16 protein-coding genes are annotated in these 16,274 nt (G+C 61.0%); 11 read left to right on the top strand and 5 right to left on the bottom strand.

Going from position 1 to position 16,274, the window contains the following annotated elements; genetic code table 11:
• Positions 1-9: 9 nt before the first annotated feature.
• The 5 genes from nusB (at position 10) to SynPROS71_RS00070 (ending at position 5,736) form a co-directional block, all read left to right on the top strand.
• Complete coding sequence (nusB, locus tag SynPROS71_RS00050) at positions 10-642, top strand: transcription antitermination factor NusB (RefSeq protein WP_186595852.1); 633 nt, start codon at positions 10-12, stop codon at positions 640-642.
• A 5-nt stretch (positions 643-647) separates the two neighbouring features.
• Positions 648-2,084, top strand: coding sequence for a signal recognition particle-docking protein FtsY (gene ftsY, locus SynPROS71_RS00055; protein ID WP_186595853.1), 1,437 nt, complete (start codon positions 648-650; stop codon positions 2,082-2,084).
• A 74-nt stretch (positions 2,085-2,158) separates the two neighbouring features.
• Positions 2,159-3,571, top strand: coding sequence for a PP2C family protein-serine/threonine phosphatase (locus SynPROS71_RS00060; protein ID WP_186595855.1), 1,413 nt, complete (start codon positions 2,159-2,161; stop codon positions 3,569-3,571).
• 32 nt (positions 3,572-3,603) lie between these two features.
• Positions 3,604-5,016: an argininosuccinate lyase gene (gene argH / locus SynPROS71_RS00065; RefSeq protein WP_186595857.1), complete on the top strand. Its 1,413-nt coding sequence runs from the start codon at positions 3,604-3,606 to the stop codon at positions 5,014-5,016.
• 120 nt (positions 5,017-5,136) lie between these two features.
• The gene (locus SynPROS71_RS00070) at positions 5,137-5,736 is read left to right on the top strand and encodes an RNA-binding protein (protein ID WP_186595859.1); all 600 of its coding nucleotides are present in this window, start codon (positions 5,137-5,139) and stop codon (positions 5,734-5,736) included.
• An 18-nt stretch (positions 5,737-5,754) separates the two neighbouring features.
• On the opposite strand, the gene dusA is transcribed toward SynPROS71_RS00070, so the two are convergent.
• A complete protein-coding gene (gene dusA / locus SynPROS71_RS00075) occupies positions 5,755-6,759 on the bottom strand; it encodes a tRNA dihydrouridine(20/20a) synthase DusA (protein ID WP_186595860.1) in 1,005 nt (334 codons plus the stop codon).
• A gap of 60 nt (positions 6,760-6,819) precedes the next feature.
• Here dusA and msrB point away from each other — a divergent pair, with 60 nt between their 5' ends.
• Together msrB and SynPROS71_RS00085 are read left to right on the top strand one after the other, a co-directional pair.
• The gene (gene msrB, locus SynPROS71_RS00080) at positions 6,820-7,338 is read left to right on the top strand and encodes a peptide-methionine (R)-S-oxide reductase MsrB (protein WP_186583760.1); all 519 of its coding nucleotides are present in this window, start codon (positions 6,820-6,822) and stop codon (positions 7,336-7,338) included.
• 34 nt (positions 7,339-7,372) lie between these two features.
• A complete protein-coding gene (locus SynPROS71_RS00085) occupies positions 7,373-8,572 on the top strand; it encodes an NAD(P)/FAD-dependent oxidoreductase (protein ID WP_370586882.1) in 1,200 nt (399 codons plus the stop codon).
• A 34-nt stretch (positions 8,573-8,606) separates the two neighbouring features.
• Here SynPROS71_RS00085 and SynPROS71_RS00090 read toward each other — a convergent pair whose 3' ends face one another.
• From SynPROS71_RS00090 to SynPROS71_RS00100, 3 genes are read right to left on the bottom strand one after another with little or no spacing between them, the layout of a single operon-like run.
• Positions 8,607-10,037, bottom strand: coding sequence for a type II secretion system F family protein (locus SynPROS71_RS00090; RefSeq protein ID WP_370586830.1), 1,431 nt, complete (start codon positions 10,035-10,037; stop codon positions 8,607-8,609).
• Positions 10,038-10,042: 5 nt separating this feature from the next.
• A complete protein-coding gene (locus tag SynPROS71_RS00095) occupies positions 10,043-11,116 on the bottom strand; it encodes a type IV pilus twitching motility protein PilT (protein WP_186597769.1) in 1,074 nt (357 codons plus the stop codon).
• A 10-nt stretch (positions 11,117-11,126) separates the two neighbouring features.
• Entirely contained in the window at positions 11,127-12,806 is a 1,680-nt protein-coding gene (locus SynPROS71_RS00100) for an ATPase, T2SS/T4P/T4SS family (RefSeq protein ID WP_186595862.1), read from the bottom strand.
• 95 nt (positions 12,807-12,901) lie between these two features.
• Here SynPROS71_RS00100 and grpE point away from each other — a divergent pair, with 95 nt between their 5' ends.
• From grpE to rsgA, 4 genes are read left to right on the top strand one after another with little or no spacing between them, the layout of a single operon-like run.
• Complete coding sequence (grpE, locus tag SynPROS71_RS00105; protein ID WP_186595863.1) at positions 12,902-13,624, top strand: nucleotide exchange factor GrpE; 723 nt, start codon at positions 12,902-12,904, stop codon at positions 13,622-13,624.
• A gap of 50 nt (positions 13,625-13,674) precedes the next feature.
• Complete coding sequence (gene dnaJ / locus SynPROS71_RS00110; protein WP_186595864.1) at positions 13,675-14,805, top strand: molecular chaperone DnaJ; 1,131 nt, start codon at positions 13,675-13,677, stop codon at positions 14,803-14,805.
• A gap of 2 nt (positions 14,806-14,807) precedes the next feature.
• Positions 14,808-15,050 carry a sulfurtransferase TusA family protein gene (locus SynPROS71_RS00115; protein WP_186583766.1) on the top strand — a complete coding sequence of 81 codons (243 nt, stop codon included), beginning with the start codon at positions 14,808-14,810 and terminating at the stop codon, positions 15,048-15,050.
• Positions 15,051-15,069: 19 nt separating this feature from the next.
• Complete coding sequence (rsgA, locus tag SynPROS71_RS00120; protein ID WP_186597771.1) at positions 15,070-15,951, top strand: ribosome small subunit-dependent GTPase A; 882 nt, start codon at positions 15,070-15,072, stop codon at positions 15,949-15,951.
• Here rsgA and SynPROS71_RS00125 read toward each other — a convergent pair.
• The gene (locus SynPROS71_RS00125) at positions 15,926-16,267 is read right to left on the bottom strand and encodes a YbaB/EbfC family nucleoid-associated protein (protein WP_186595865.1); all 342 of its coding nucleotides are present in this window, start codon (positions 16,265-16,267) and stop codon (positions 15,926-15,928) included. The genes rsgA and SynPROS71_RS00125 overlap by 26 nt on opposite strands.
• Between the last annotated feature and the right edge of the window lie 7 nt (positions 16,268-16,274).

The raw sequence follows: 16,274 nt of genomic DNA on the forward strand, positions 1-16,274 counted from the left end.
CAACGATCCATGCAGACCCGTTCCCTCTCCCGTGAGCTCGCCTTGCTCGTGCTCAGCCAGTGTGCCGAGAGGGATCGTTCCCTTTCGGTCGACTCTCTCGAGGTTCTTCTGCAGAAGGCGCTGGAAAGTTTGATGCAGCATTGGCGGGAGGTTCTCGATCGATGCGCTGCTGATCTGGAAAAGGCCCAGCAATCCTTGTTGGACAGTGAGCTTCAGGAGGGATCAACGGCCGCAGTCATGCCCGTTCGTGATCATCTGCGTGAATCCTTATCCAATGCGGAGCAGGTGCTGAACGGTCTCTCGGCAAGCCTTGAGTTACCTCGTTTGTTGGCACTGGCTGATCAGGAAATGGTGCAGAAGGAGGCCATGCGCAGGATTCAACTGGTCCTCGATGCCCGTCCATCCCTTGATGACCAGCTCGATGGGGTGATGGAGGGCTGGCGTCTGAGTCGCCTTCCTCGCATCGATCGCGACATCCTCCGCCTTGCTGTTGTTGATCTGCAATCGATGCAGACACCTGCGTCTGTCGCCTGTAACGAAGCCGTCGAGCTCGCCAACCGCTACAGCGATGAGCAGGGTCGCCGCATGATCAATGGGGTGCTGCGCCGCCTGCAGAATGCCTCTTCCCAGGCAGTGTCCTGAACCTCATGGTCTACGACTGGTTCAACCGGCAGTCTGAGACTGCTCCAACCCAACCCCCAGCCGATCCCGAAGCTTCATCGCCGGAATCGCAGCAGGAAACGGCTGTCAATGCCGACGACGATCCTCTGGAGTGGGCTCGGCAGGCCTATGCCCGTTTGAAAGCGCAGAAGGAGCAGGCCAATGCGATCGCAGCAGAACCGGTTCCTGAATCAATCCCCGAAGCGGAATCCGAATCCCAACCTGAATCTGCAGCAGAGCCAGAGCCAGCTGCAGCAGAGCAAGCACCCGTTGCTGGTTTGTCCCTGCTTGAGCAGGCCGCGGCCCAACGCCAGGAACGACAGCAGCAGCTCGAGCAGGAGCCGGAGGTCGCCGACCAACCGATTGCTGATGCAACCGTTGAAGTCGATCGCGATGAGGAGCCGACTCTTGGTGATTTTGACGACACCTTCACTTGGTCTGCGGAAGTGCTCGCCGCCCAGGGCCGTCAGGCAGGGCAGGTCACCCTCGAGGAGATCGACTGGCTCAGTCGCTTGCGGCAAGGCCTGGAGAAAACCCGACAAGGTTTTGTTACCGGGCTTCTGGAGAACCTGGGTGATGACCCCCTCACCCCAGAGGTGCTCGATGATTTGGAGTCGTTGCTGCTTCGCGCCGACGCTGGGGTGAAGGCCACCGACCAGGTGCTGGATGCCTTGCGCAAGCGCATGAACGAGCAGGTGGTGGACCCGAGCGAAGGGATTCGTTTCCTCAAAGAGCAGCTTCGAGATCTCTTAGAGGCTCCGATCAAGTCAAGCGGCGTTGATCTACTGGCACCTCAGCGCGGTCAGCTGAATGTTTGGCTGATGGTCGGCGTGAACGGGGTGGGAAAGACCACAACCCTTGGCAAGCTGGCCAATCTGGCGGTCCGCAGCGGCTACTCCGCCATGATTGCTGCCGCTGACACGTTCCGGGCGGCTGCAGTACAGCAGGTGCAGGTTTGGGGTGATCGCAGCGACGTTCCAGTGGTGGCGAACCCTTCTGCGAATGCCGATCCCGCAGCTGTGGTGTTTGATGCCATCGGGGCTGCCCGATCGAAAGGTACGGATCTGGTGCTGGTGGACACCGCCGGTCGCCTGCAGACCAAACACAACCTGATGGAAGAGCTCAACAAGATTCGCCGGGTTGTGGATCGCTTGGCCCCAGACGCAACCGTGGAATCCCTGCTCGTGCTCGATGCCAGCCAAGGACAGAACGGTCTCAAACAAGCGATGGCCTTTGCCCGTGCAGCTGGGCTGACCGGGGTGGTCATCACCAAACTCGATGGCACGGCCCGGGGCGGTGTCGCTCTGGCTGTTGCATCAGAAGCCGGGCTTCCGATCCGTTTTATCGGTGCCGGTGAAGGGATCCGTGATCTGCGGCCTTTCAACAGTTTTGAATTCGTGGAAGCGCTGCTCGCCGGTCGCTGAGTGCTCGCTTGCCCTTGGGCTGCAGTAGCCGGCAGTAAACCTTGCTACGTTGCGGGCCCTGCCATGGTGGTGCCGTGAGCAGCAAGCCACCACGGCGACATCCGGCCTCCCCTGCCCGTAGTGCCAGTCAGCAGCCCCTGACGGCGACAGCATCGCTGCGTCAGCTTCTCGACAGCCTGGTTCGCGAACAACGCTCCAACCAGGAGTTGTTGGTGTCAATCGGGTTTGCTCTGCGCAGTTTCACCAACCTCAACCGTTTTCTCGAACTCGTCCCCGTCGTGGCAGCGCGCCTGGTTGGCGTTGAAGGTGCATTGCTGGTGCCGTTTCAGGGGGATGGTCGCCTCTGGGCGGATCAGATTCAGATGCTTCCCGGCGTGCGTTCGGCGCCGCTGCTTCAGACGTTGAGTCAGCACGAACCTGGCCGGTCTGCAGGGTTCGGCTCTGATGACGCTCTTGTGCTGGCGCTGGATCGGTTGGTGCAGGGTCAGCTGGGGTCTGCCGGGATGTTTGCCACCTCTGTGGTGGCGAGAGGCCGACAGCGAGGTCGTCTTTACGTGTTTGAGCCCAAAGGGTCTCTGGTGTGGAGCGACGTATATCGCCGGCAGGTGCAGCTGGTTGCTGATCTCACCGGTGTTGCGATCGAAAATGATCAGATGCTGCAGGAGGCCAGGCGCCATGAGCGCGTGGATCGTCAGCTCAGCATTGGCGCGGAGATCCAGGCGCAGCTCTTGCCGGATCATTGCCCGGTGATTGAAGGGGTGGAGCTGGCGGCGCGCTGTCGGCCGGCGTTTCAGGTGGGTGGCGATTACTACGACTTCATTCCAACGCGTCCCGAGTTGATCGGACGCCGCCGTGAACGGGGGCGCTGGGCCTTGGTGATGGGTGATGTGATGGGCAAGGGGGTACCCGCGGGCCTCTTGATGACCATGCTTCGCGGCATGTTGCGCGCCGAGGTGCTGAGTGGATTGCCGCCGGATCGGATTCTTCACGATCTCAATCAGCTGGCTCTTGAGGATCTGTCCCAGTCCCATCGCTTCGTGACCCTGTTTTATTCGGATTTCGATCCGCGAACCCGGCGGTTGCGCTTTGCCAATGCCGCGCACAATCCGCCTTTGATCTGGCGTGCTCAGCAACGCACGATCAGCCGCCTGGATGCGCCGGGATTGTTGATCGGCCTGCAGCCTGAGGCGGATTACGGCACTGGCTCCATCGTGTTGGAACCTGGAGATGTGCTGCTCTATTACACCGATGGGGTCACGGAAGCTCCAGGCATCACCGGGGATCGTTTTGATGAAGCAAGGCTGATCCGCAGCCTGGAATCAGCCTGTCGCTCCGGCACTGGATCCCAGGGAATTCTCGATCAGTTGTTCGACCGCCTGGATCGTTTTGTCGGGGCCGATCGTCAGCTGGAAGATGATGCCTCGATGGTGGTGTTGAAGGTGCGTGAGGAGGTAATGCTCCCCTCGGTTCCCCGGTCTCCGGCCTGACAAGCTGAGGGCATCTGAGCAGAGGTGAGGGGATGGCTGGCGGAGTGACAGGAGGAGGCTCTGCAACCTGGAGTGATCGCTTCGAGCAGGGATTGCATCCAGCGATTGAGCGTTTCAATGCGTCCATCGGCTTTGACATCACCCTTCTGCAGGAGGATCTCGACGGATCCATTGCCCATGCCCGCATGCTCGCGCAGTGCGGTGTGATTAGTGAAGCTGAGGCGGATCAACTCTGCGGTGGCTTGGAGCAGATTCGGGCTGAGGCCGCTGAGGGTCGTTTCCAACCAGGCCTGGAGGATGAGGATGTGCATTTTGCGGTGGAGCGCCGGCTGATCGCTCTGCTTGGACCTGTTGGCAAGAAATTGCACACCGGTCGCAGTCGCAATGATCAGGTGGGTACGGATCTGCGCCTCTGGCTGCGGCGACGTATCGATGAGCTCATTCCCCAGGTGAAGACGTTTCAACAGGCTCTTCTGCGTCAGGCCCTGAGCCACCGGCAAACGTTGATTCCCGGTTACACCCACCTGCAGCGCGCGCAACCGGTGTGTCTGGCCCATCATCTTCTGGCCTATGTGGAGATGCTTGAGCGGGATCGTCAGCGTCTTGAGGATGTGCGCAAGCGTGTGAATGTTTCACCGCTGGGTGCCGCGGCCCTGGCCGGAACTCCCGTGCCCATCGACCGGCGTAGTACGGCTGCGGCTTTGGGTTTTGAAAGCCTCTATGCCAACAGCCTTGATGCAGTGAGTGACAGGGATTTTGCGGTGGAATTCTCTGCGGCAATCTCTCTGGTGATGGTGCATCTCAGCCGCCTTGGCGAAGAGGTGATCTTCTGGGCTTCCGAGGAATGCGGCTTTGTTCGGCTCAGTGATCGCTGCGCGACTGGCAGCAGCCTGATGCCTCAGAAGAAAAATCCTGATGTTCCCGAATTGGTGAGGGGAAAGTGCGGACGGGTGTTTGGTCATCTTCAGGGCCTGCTGACGATGATCAAGGGCCTGCCACTGGCTTACAACAAGGATTTTCAGGAGGACAAGGAAGCCCTGTTCGATGTGGTCTCCACCGGTTCCCAGTGCCTGGAAGCGATGACGATCTTGATGGATGAGGGCCTCAGCTTCCGGGAGGACCGTCTGGAGGCAGCAGTGGCTGCCGACTTTTCCAATGCCACTGACGTGGCTGATTACCTGGTGGCCCGCCAGGTTCCCTTTCGGGAGGCTTATCAGATCGTGGGTTCGGTGGTGAAACAGTGTCTGAGCGAGGGGTTGTTGCTGCGCGACCTCAGCCTGGATCGCTGGCAGAGTTTTCATCCGGCGATTGAATCCGATCTCTATGACGCACTGGCTCCTCGCCAGGTTGTTGCGGCGCGGACCAGTGAAGGTGGAACGGGCTTCGATCGTGTGCAAGAACAGCTGTCAGCTTGGAGTGAGCGTTTGGACTTAGCGAATGGATGAATATTTCGCGTGGACGGGTCTACGCTGAGTAAGCCGGAGGTGACACGTTCCTTTACTGGACCTTGACCCGATGGCTTGTCTGATCCCAAGGGTCTCTTTCATTCAGGTTCAATCAGGAACGTGAGCATTTTTGTAGGCAATTTGCCCTTCCGCGCTGAGCAGGAAGACGTCATTGAATTGTTCGCTGCTTTTGGAGAGGTCACGAACTGTGCCCTTCCCCTTGAGCGCGACACCGGTCGCAAACGAGGTTTTGCCTTCGTGGAAATGGCTGATGACGCGGCTGAAGCCGCTGCCATTGAAGCCCTCCAGGGTGCAGAGCTGATGGGCCGTCCTCTGCGCATCAACAAGGCGGAGCCCCGCGGCAGCGCACCCCGCCGTGGCGGTGGTGGTTACGGCGGTCCAGGCGGCGGTGGCGGCTATCGCGGCGGCGGCGGTGGCTACAACGATGGCGGTGGTGGTGGTTACCGCGGTGGCGGTGGCGGCTACAACGATGGCGGCGGCGGTGGTGGTTACGGCGGTCCAGGCGGTGGCGGTGAGCGCCGTTCGGGTGCCCGTGGCTGGGAAGATCGCAGTTACGGCGGTGGCGGCGGAGCCGCTGGCGGTGGTTACAGCGATGGTGGCGGCGGAGACGACGGCCGTAGCCGTCGCCGCCGGGGTGGAGCCGCACCTAGTGAGGGCGGCGGAGATGACTACAGCGGCTACGGCGGCGCTGAAGGCTGACGCTTCCGCATTGTCTCGTTACAGCCCGGCATCGATCAGCTGCCGGGCTGATGCTTCCAGCACTGTGAGATCGGCGCCAGCGCGCTGCGCCTTCTCACCGAGATCACGGCGCCAGTGACGGGCACCAGGAACTCCTTCCACCAGTTGCACGAGATGGCGGCCAATGTCCCAGAGCCGGCCTCCGCGCTGCAGGTGCCGTTCGGCATGGGGAATCAGGCCGATCAGTACATCCGATGCCCGCACGCTTTGAGGGGCATCGCCATAGATCAGCGCATCCACTGACGCCCAGCGCAAGGGGTGGGCATAGGCCGCACGCCCCACCATGGCACCGTCACAGTGCTGCAAGGCATCAAGGCATTGTTCCGGTGTGTCGAGGCCTCCGTTCAGTTCGATCGTGAGCTGCGGTCTGCGCTCTTTCAGGGCGATCACCCGGTCGTGCTGTAGGGGGGGAATCGTGCGGTTCTGTTTGGGGTCAAGACCCTCCAGCCACGCTTTGCGTGCATGCACGCTGAAGCGAGAGGCTCCGGCATCGGCCACTCGGTCCACGAAGGCCGTGAGTAGATCGTCGCTGTCGAGATCATCGATCCCCACGCGGTGCTTCACCGTGACGGGTCGATCGCTGGCCAATACCATCGCCTCCACGCATTGCGCCACTCGCTCAGGTTCCGCCATCAGACAGGCACCGAAATTGCCGGCCTGCACCCGCGGGCTGGGGCAGCCCACATTCAGGTTGATTTCGTCGTAGCCCCAGTCCGCCGCCATGCGGCTGGCTTCGGCCAGCAGCTGGGGATCATCGCCTCCCACCTGCAGCACGATCGGATGTTCTTCTGGATCGAAACCGAGCAGCCGTTCCCTGCGGTTGCTGTGGTGCAGCGCCTGGGCCACCACCATTTCGCTGTAGAGAAGCGAACGGCGGCTGATCTGCCGCATCAACTGGCGGAAATGCCGGTCGGTGCAGTCCAGCATCGGGGCGACACTGAAACGCCAGGGGGGTTCCCGATCGGCATCGGTGAGGGAATCCATCCCCCCATGGTGCCTGGCCTTGGGATTCGGTTTGCTTAGAACAGATGGAACACAGCTGAGATGACAGCGATGACTCCCACTCTTGAGCAGTGGTTGCTGAGCCGCCGTTCCCTGATGGTGGCGATGGCAGCGGGTTTGTTTGGGGTGTTCAGGGCTCCAGACCGGGTGTTGGCGGCCTCCAAGGCATCTGATGCGGCCTGGGATCTGACGGATGCGCAATGGAAGAAGCGCCTCACACCCGAGGCCTATTCGGTGCTTCGCAAGGAGGGCACCGAACGTCCGTTCACGAGCGCGTTGAACAACGAGAAACGAACTGGTACTTATCACTGCGCCGGGTGCGATCTGCCTCTGTTTTCGTCGAAAGCCAAGTTCGACAGTGGCACCGGTTGGCCCAGTTTCTTTGAGCCTTTGCCAGGTGCGATCGGCACAAAAGTAGATTTCAAACTGATCGTTCCGCGCACGGAATACCACTGCAGCCGCTGCGGCGGACACCAGGGCCATGTGTTCAATGACGGCCCCCGGCCAACCGGCAAGCGCTACTGCAACAACGGCGTTGCCCTGCGTTTCCAGCCAGCTTGATCTGATCGTTGTTGGTGGTGGTCCTGCCGGAACGATGGCAGCGATCACCGCTGCCGAGCAGGGTCTGGCTCGGGTGCTGGTGCTCGAAGGCACTCCGGAGCCCCTGCAGAAGGTGCGCATCAGTGGGGGCGGTCGCTGCAATGTGACCCATGCCTGCTGGGATCCGCGTGAGTTGGCCAGCCACTATCCGCGCGGCAGTAGACCCTTGCGTGGTCCGTTCAGTCGCTTCGCTTGTGGTGATGCGATTGCCTGGTTTGATGAACGGGGTCTCACCCTGGTGGAGGAGTCCGACGGACGCCTGTTCCCCAAAGAGAACCGATCGGAAGCGGTGATCCGCTGCCTGCAGCAGGCCGCCGCCGCCGCGGGGGTGCAATGGCAGATGCGAGCGATGGTTCAGCAGATCACGCTTCATCCTGAGGGTGGGTTTCTGGTTGAGGGCCGCGGTCTGGAGCAGCCCTTGCGAGCCCGCAGCGTGATGTTGGCCACCGGCGGTCATCCCAGCGGCCGCAAGTTGGCTGCAGCGTTGGGTCACCAGGTGGTGCAACCGGTGCCGTCGCTGTTCAGCCTCACGCTGCAGGCCCGGGAGCTCACCGCCTGCAGCGGCATCGCCCTTGATGCTGTGGGCTTGGATCTGAAGCTGGGTGATCAGCGCTTTCGCCAGACCGGCCGGGTGCTGATCACCCACCGGGGTTTGAGCGGTCCTGCCACCCTGCGGCTTTCTGCGTTTGCGGCCCGAGCTCTGCATCAGAGCCACTACAAGGGTGATCTGAAGGTGGATTGGAGTGCTGGGCTGGGCCGCTCCGGGGTGGAGCAGCGGTTGCAGCAGTGGCGCCGTGAACAGGCCCGGCGCACTGTGTCAGCCGCCAAGCCTATGGACCACCTGCCGCGCCGCCTATGGCAGGCCTTTCTTGCATTGGCTGGGGTGGAGGAGGAGCGGCGCTGGGCAGATCTGCCGGTGAAGGCCGAGCGCCAGCTGGTGGAGATTCTCTGCGCGCAGCGGCTGGCGATCCAGGGACGTGGCCCGTTTGGAGAGGAGTTTGTAACGGCTGGCGGTGTGGATCTCGGTGAGGTGAACCTGGCCACGATGGAAAGCCGCCGCTGCCCTGGTTTGTATCTAGCCGGTGAACTCCTGGATGTGGATGGAGTGACGGGCGGCTTCAATTTCCAGGCCTGCTGGAGCGGCGGCTGGCTGGCTGGGATGGCGATTGCAGGTGTTAATCAAGCTGATTGCTAAATACCGAAGCAATGGAAATGCTTTCTCATCCTGTTTATTGAATCTGATCAAACACGGTGAACATCGGCAGGTACATCGCCAGCAGAATGGACCCCACAATGCCGCCCACCACCACAATCATCGCGGGTTCAAGCATCGAGGTGAGCGCCTTCACGGATGCCGAAACCTCGTCTTCGTAGAAGTCGGCCACCTTGCTGAGCATCTGGTCCATCTCACCGGTTTCCTCGCCGATCGAGAGCATGCTCAGGGCCATATCCGGCAGCACTTTCTGGCGGGTGAGCGCCGTGCTCAGCAGCACCCCTTCCTGCACCAGGCCGCGCGATTCCAGGATCGCGTCGGAAATGATTGAGTTGCCTGCTGTTTCGCTGGAGATCTCAAGCGACATCAAGATCGGTACGCCTGCGCGCGTGAGTGAACTGAAAATCCGGCAGAACTGGGCGGTGGCGGTTTTCATGATCAAGTCGCCAAACAGCGGAACTTTGAGCATGAGGCGATCAATCACCCGGCGGCCCTTGTGGGTGGCGTAGTAGCGGCTGAACAGCCAGATGCCCACCAGCAGCACTCCAGCGAAGACAAGTGCAGCCGAAGAGCGCAGCAGTTTGCTCAGGTCCACCATCAGCTGCGTGAACAAGGGCAGTTCGGCCCCCAGGTCTTCGAAGATTCCCGCAAAGGTGGGAATCAGAAAGATGGTCATTCCTAGGAACACCAGAATGGCAATCACCAGAACGGCCACCGGGTAGCCCAGGGCTCCCTTGATCTGGTTCTGCAATCGGGCGTTGTCTTCCAGCAGTTTGGCCAGGCGCTTGAGTGATTCATCCAGCACCCCGCCCGCCTCGCCGGCTTCCACCATGGCCACGGTGAGTTGATCAAACACTTTTGGCCACTGGCGCATGGCAGCTCCCATGGCCGTGCCCTGGTTCACTTCCAGTCCCACGGCGGTGAGCGCCTTCTTGAACATCGGCAGCTTCTGCTGGGTGGCCATCAGATCGAGGCTGCGCACGATCGGTACGCCGGCATCCACCAGCGCGGCCAGCTTGCTGGCCCAGACCGCTTTGTCTTTCACGCCGGGGGGCTTCTGCAGTGCTTCCTCGAGGGTTTGAAGAAATCCGGATCGGTTGCCTGGTTTGCTTTCGTTGGTGTTGCTGTCTTTACCGGTTGGGTTGATGGCTAATGCGATTGATTCTGCGCGTAAGCCAGAACGTCTGAGTTGTTTTTTGGCAGCGGCAGGATTGGGTGCATCGATGGTTACGGTGCGCTTGTTACCTTTCACAGTGATGCAGTGAGCCTCGAAGCGCTGGGTGCGTGGTGCTTGTGCCGGTTTTTTGTCGTTATGGATTTCAATTTGAATGGGTTTTAAGCCACGTCGTCTCAGATTCTGTTTTGCCGTTGATTCATCCTTGGCATCAAGAATGCTGCTTGCTCTCTGGCCTTCTTGATTGATATAAACAGCTCGATACTTCGTCATATTTATCATCCGTTGATTAATCGTTCGAGCTCTCCAGGTTTGGACGCTTTGCTCATGGCTTCTGGTTGCGAAATTTGTTTGGCCTTCACTAGATCGGCCAGGGCCTTCTCCAGGGTCTGCATGCCCAGTTCGCCACCGGTTTGAATTTGTGAATACAGCTGGGCGGTTTTTCCTTCGCGGATGAGATTGGCGATGGCCGGTGTGTTGATCATGATTTCCTGGGCCATCACCCGGCCGAATTGTCCAGGCGCCGGGTTGCTGCGGCGGCACAGGGTCTGGGAGAACACCGCCACCAGGCTCCCCGAGAGTTGCACGCGGATCTGGGTTTGCTGAGCGGGGGGGAAGACATCCACCATGCGGTCCACGGTTTGGGCCGCTGAGCTGGTGTGCAATGTGCCGAACACCAGGTGCCCGGTTTCAGCAGCGCTGATCGCCAGCTGGATGGTTTCCAGATCGCGCATTTCTCCCACCAGGATCACGTCGGGGTCTTCCCTGAGGGCTGCTCGCAGTGCATTGGCGAAACTGCGGGTGTCTTCATTGAGCTGGCGTTGATGCACCAGGCTCTGATCGCTCTTGTAGACGAATTCGATCGGATCCTCGATCGTGAGAATGTGTTCCGCGCGGCTGTGGTTGATGTGATCCAGTAGGGCCGCCAGGGTGGTGGTTTTGCCTGATCCAGTCGGGCCGGTCACGAGCACTAATCCTCGGGGGCGTTTGCTGGTTTCCACCACCACGGGGGGCAGATTCAGCAGCTCGATGCTCGGGATTTTGCTGCCGAGAGCCCGTAGGCAGGCTGCATAACTGCCTTTCTGGCGATACACATTCACCCGGAAGCGAGCCACCCCTTTGAGTCCGTAGGCACAGTCGAGCTCCCAGGTCTGCTCGAGTGTTTTGCGCTGGCTGTTGTTGAGCATGGAGAAGATCAGCCGGTTGCAGCTTTCCTCCATCAAGGGCTCGTCCCGCATGGGCCGCAACTGGCCGCTGAAGCGGCCGTAAGGCGGTTGACCGCTGGCAATGTGCAGGTCGCTACCGCCTGCCTCCACCAGCTCCTGCATCAGGTCTTCGATCATCACTTCCATGACGCAGCCCTCAATGGCGTGGGGTAAGGCAGTACGGACATTCCAGCCAACCTTCCTGAAGTCCGCCACCACATCCGCTGCAGGTGAGCGTGCTCAGGGCTCGGGCCCGCCGTTCGGATTCCAGGCCGGCATCGGTGAGCACCATGCGGCCGACTTCCTCCAGGGTGGTGCGCCCTTCGCGAACCAGATCAAGGCTGTAGCCCAGCAGCGTTTTCATCCCTGATTCCAGGGCCAGCTGGCGCACCATGTCGGTGGTGGCTCCTTTGGCCACCGCAGCGGCCATCACTTCATTCATGCGCAGCACCTCGTACACCCCCACCCGGCCCTTGTAGCCGCTGCCCTGACAGGTGGGACAAGCGTCCGAATGCCCCTCGCGGTGATTGGCCTTGAAGAACGTCACGCCCTCTTCGTTGCTGGTCATCAAGCCAAACCGACCGAGTTCCTCGGCTTTCGGGTGATAAGGAATGCGGCACTCCGGGCAGACACGCCGCAGCAGTCGCTGGGAGACGATGCCGATCAACGAAGCGCTCACCATGAAGGGTTCAACGCCCATCTCATCCAGTCGGGCGATGGCACTGGGAGCGTCATTGCAATGCAAGGTGGTGAGCACGAGGTGACCGGTGAGTGCTGCCTCGATCGCGGTTTTGGCCGTTTCCAGGTCGCGGGTCTCGCCCACGAGCAGCACATCCGGGTCTTGGCGCATGAAAGCCCGCAGCGCCTGGCTGAAATCGAACCCCTTCTCCCGGTTCACCTGGCATTGGGTGATGCCGGGGAGGGTGTATTCGATGGGATCTTCCACCGTGGAGATATTGATTCCAGGGTCGTTGCGTTCGGCCAGCAGGGAATAGAGCGTGGTGGATTTTCCCGATCCGGTGGGTCCGGTCACCAGGATCATGCCGAAGGGTTTGGAGCCCAGAGACCGCACGGTGTCGAGCGTTGTCTCACTGGTGATCAGCTTGTCCAGCCCCAGCTGGGTGGCGGAGCTGTCCAGCAGTCGCAGCACGATCTTCTCCCCGAAGCGACTGGGTAGGCAATTCACCCGAAAGTCCACGGTGCGGTTCTGGAATCTGCGTCGGATTCGCCCGTCCTGGGCCACCCTTCGCTCGGCGATATCCAGGTCCGCCATGATTTTGAAGCGGGAGGTCACCGCTGGCACCAAGCGGCTTGGTAGGGGTTCGATGCTGGTTTGCAGAACGCCGTCCTGGCGGAACCGCAACTGCAGTCCAGCCTGCTGCGGCTCCACGTGAATATCGCTGGCTCCCAGCTGCAGCGCCTGCATCAGGATCCGGTCCACGAGATTGATCACTGGAGAACGATCGGCATCGTCCAGCCCGTCTTCCAGGTCCACGATGGAGGACGATTGCATCGCGGATGCATCGGGGTCGTCCTCTAGGACCCCGTCCACGGTGAATTCCGCGAGATAAGAGGTGGCGGTGTCGGCAATGCTCTCAGGCACTTGCTGAGGAGCTTCCTGCGGCGTTTGAGCGTGCTCTGCCTGGACCGATTGAGACGGTTCGGATGCTTCGAGAAGGCTGTGCAGCGTGGCTGTCAGGTCGTTGTGGCGAGTCGGATCCAATCCCATCGCCGTGAGGTGGTTCAGAAGATCCGGTTCGTCGGAGCTGTTGAGGGTCCCAGGGATCGTGCGTTTCAGCAGCAGTTCCAGTTCCAGTCGGCGGCGTTCGTCACTCACAGCACATCAATTTCAAAAGGTGCGGGCTTCCGCCGCTTGTGGGAGGCCTACCTCACCTATCAACATGTCTAGACGTGAATTCGCAACCGGTCAGCATGAGTGGCGACGCCTCCACCCCTGAGCAGGACCCGGCCCAGGCTGTCTCTGACGGGCAGCAGCCTGTCGAGACTCCCACTGATCCGGTCGAGACCACCCCGACTCCCGATCCTGGTTCTACGGCTGAGGCATCCCCTCAGACCAGCGACAACGACGCTCGACTGGAGCAATTGGAGCGGGAGCACACCAGCCTGCGCGACGAACACGATGTCCTGCGGGGTCAGTACATGCGCATCGCCGCCGACTTCGACAACTTCCGCAAGCGCCAGAGCCGGGATCAAGATGATCTCAAGATCCAGCTCACCTGCAGCACGCTGAGCGAGATTCTTCCTGTTGTCGACAACTTCGAGCGTGCCCGCCAGCAACTCGATCCCCAGGGAGAGGAAGCACAGGCTCTGCACCGCAGCTACCAGGGCCTCTACAAGCAACTGGTTGACGTGCTCAAGCAGCTTGGGGTGGCACCGATGCGCGTGGTGGGTCAGGAGTTCGATCCCACCCTGCATGAAGCGGTTCTCAGGGAACCCAGCGATGCCCACCCCGAAGATGTGGTGATCGAGGAGTTGCAGCGCGGCTACCACCTCAACGGCAAAGTGCTGCGTCACGCCATGGTGAAAGTGTCGATGGGTCCGGGCCCACAGAATGGCGCGACATCCGAGCCTGTTGAGCCACCACCGGCTGATGCATCCGCTGAAGAAAGCGGTTCAGGCGATGGCAACGGTTGAGCCAATGATCAGACGCCTCCCCTTACTGTGACCTTCGGGATTTCCAGCTGATGGCCGATTATTACGAGCTTCTCGGTGTCAGCAGGGATGCCGACGCTGACACTCTTAAGCGCGCTTACCGCCGTCTGGCTCGCCAGTACCACCCGGATATCAACAAAGAGCCTGGGGCTGAAGACCGTTTCAAAGAGATCGGTCGTGCCTATGAAGTGCTCAGCGATCCTCAAACACGGGGTCGTTACGACCAGTTCGGAGAGGCGGGACTCGGTGGTGCCGCTGGCATGCCCGACATGGGCGACATGGGTGGTTTCGCTGATCTGTTCGAAACTTTTTTCAGCGGCTTCGGTGGTGCCGCTGGGGGAGGACGTCAGCAGCGTCGCCGCGGCCCCCAGCAGGGGGACGATCTCCGCTACGACCTCACGATCGATTTCGAGCAGGCGGTGTTTGGGCAGGAACGTGAGATTCGGGTACCCCATCTGGAATCCTGCACCACCTGCGGAGGCAGTGGGGCTAAGAGCGGCAGTGGTCCCACCACCTGTTCCACCTGCGGAGGAGTCGGCCAGGTGCGCCGGGCCACCCGAACTCCGTTTGGGAGCTTTACCCAGGTGGCGGAATGCCCCACCTGCAACGGCAGTGGTCAGGTGATCGCTGACCCCTGCAACGCCTGCGGAGGCCAGGGTGTGGTGCAGGTTCGTAAAAAACTGCGGATCAATATCCCTGCGGGAGTTGATACCGGAACGCGTCTGCGTGTTGCTGGTGAGGGCAACGCCGGTCTTCGTGGTGGTCCCTCTGGTGATCTCTATGTGTTCCTCACCGTCAAGTCCCATCCCACGCTTCGGCGTGACGGTCTCACCGTGCTGTCTGAAGTGAAGGTGAGTTACCTGCAGGCGATCCTTGGTGACACGATCGAGGTGGAGACGGTGGATGGCCCCACCAGCCTGGAACTTCCCGCTGGCACCCAGCCCAATGCCGTTCTCACGCTTGAGAACAAGGGCATTCCCAAGTTGGGAAACCCTGTGGCTCGAGGCAATCAGCGGGTTGCTGTCACGGTGAAACTTCCCACCCGCTTGAACGACGAAGAGCGTGGACTGCTCGAGGAGCTCGCCGGACACCACTCTGCAAGGGGGGAACAGCACCACCATCACAAGAGCGGACTGTTTGCGCGTCTCTTTGGTCAGCGCTGACCATGGCAGCCCGCCAGCCTGATCAAGTGCTGGATTTGTGCGGTACGCCCTGTCCGCTCAACTTCATCCGTTGCCGGCTTGCCTTGGAAACCCTCGCCTCAGGGCAATGCCTGCAGGTGGATCTCGATCCTGGAGAGCCTGAAGAGATGGTGGTTCCAGGACTGCGCCGGGATGGCCACGCGGTGACTGTGGAACGTTTGGGGCCTGACCGGGTCCGCCTCCTGGTGATCTGCAGCGGTGAGTGAGGCCGTACCCCATCGCGGAATGGTGGTGGCTTTGCAGGCCAATTACCTGGAGGTGGAACTGGATGCCCCATCGCCCGGAACGCCGGCTCGTCTTCTCTGCACCCGCCGCACCAGGCTCAACCATCGCGGCGCTGCTGTGTATGTGGGAGATCGGGTCACGGTGGAGGCGATTGATCCCATTCAGGCTCGTGCCGTCGTGTCCGATGTGGAACCACGCAGCAGTTTCTTGGTGCGGCCTCCGGTTGCCAATGCGTCCTGCGTGCTCGTTGCTCTGGCTGTGGAGCAACCTGCTTTCGATGCCGATCAGGCCAGTCGCTTTCTGCTCACGGCGGAACAGACCGGTCTGCGCGTGCAGCTGGTGCTCACGAAGAGTGATCTTCTTGCTCCGGAGCAGCAGGTGGCCTTGCAGCAGCGCCTGGAGGGCTGGGGCTATTCGCCCGTGATGGTGTCTGTTCAGACAGGCATCGGTTTGGACACGCTGCGCGCCGTGCTCGCATCCGAGGCCATCACCGTGCTCTGCGGTCCTTCAGGGGTGGGCAAAAGTTCGTTGATCAATGCCTTGCTGCCCGGCCTGGCCCTGCGGGTTGGCGCTGTGTCGGGACGGCTGCAGAGGGGCCGGCATACGACGAGGCATGTGGAGCTCCATCCCTTCAGCCCAGGCGCCCGTGTGGCTGATACGCCGGGCTTCAACCGACCGGATCTACCTGGGGATGCCCGCAATCTTGAAGTGCTGTTCCCGGAACTCCGGGACCAGCTCACCATTCATCCCTGTCGCTTTCGCGATTGTCTCCATCGCGATGAACCGGGTTGTGGTGTGCGTCGCGACTGGGAGCGCTATGCCCTCTATCGCGGAGCGGTGGAGGAGTTACTGGGAATCAGCCGCCCATCCCGGGGAGGTTGAGATCGAGGCCTCCGGTGAGCTCTTGCATGCGCTCTTTCATGGTGGCGGTCGAGCGTTCGTAAGCCGATTGGAGAGCGGCGAGGACGGCGGCTTCGGCGCTCTCCTGGCCCTCGCTCAGCAAACTGGGATCCAGCGTTACGCGCAGGGGTTGTTGGTTGCCGGAGAGCCAGATGCTGGCCCGACCATCCTCACTGCTGCCCTCGATTTCCATGGCATCAAGCTCTTCTTGCAGTTTCTGGGCGTCCTGCTGAATCTGCTGGGCCTTGCGGAAGGCTTCGGTGAGCTGTCCGAAATTGGGAAGTCCGAAACCGGCCATGGAACTA

The organism is Synechococcus sp. PROS-7-1, from assembly GCF_014279795.1.
Classification (GTDB): domain Bacteria; phylum Cyanobacteriota; class Cyanobacteriia; order PCC-6307; family Cyanobiaceae; genus Synechococcus_C.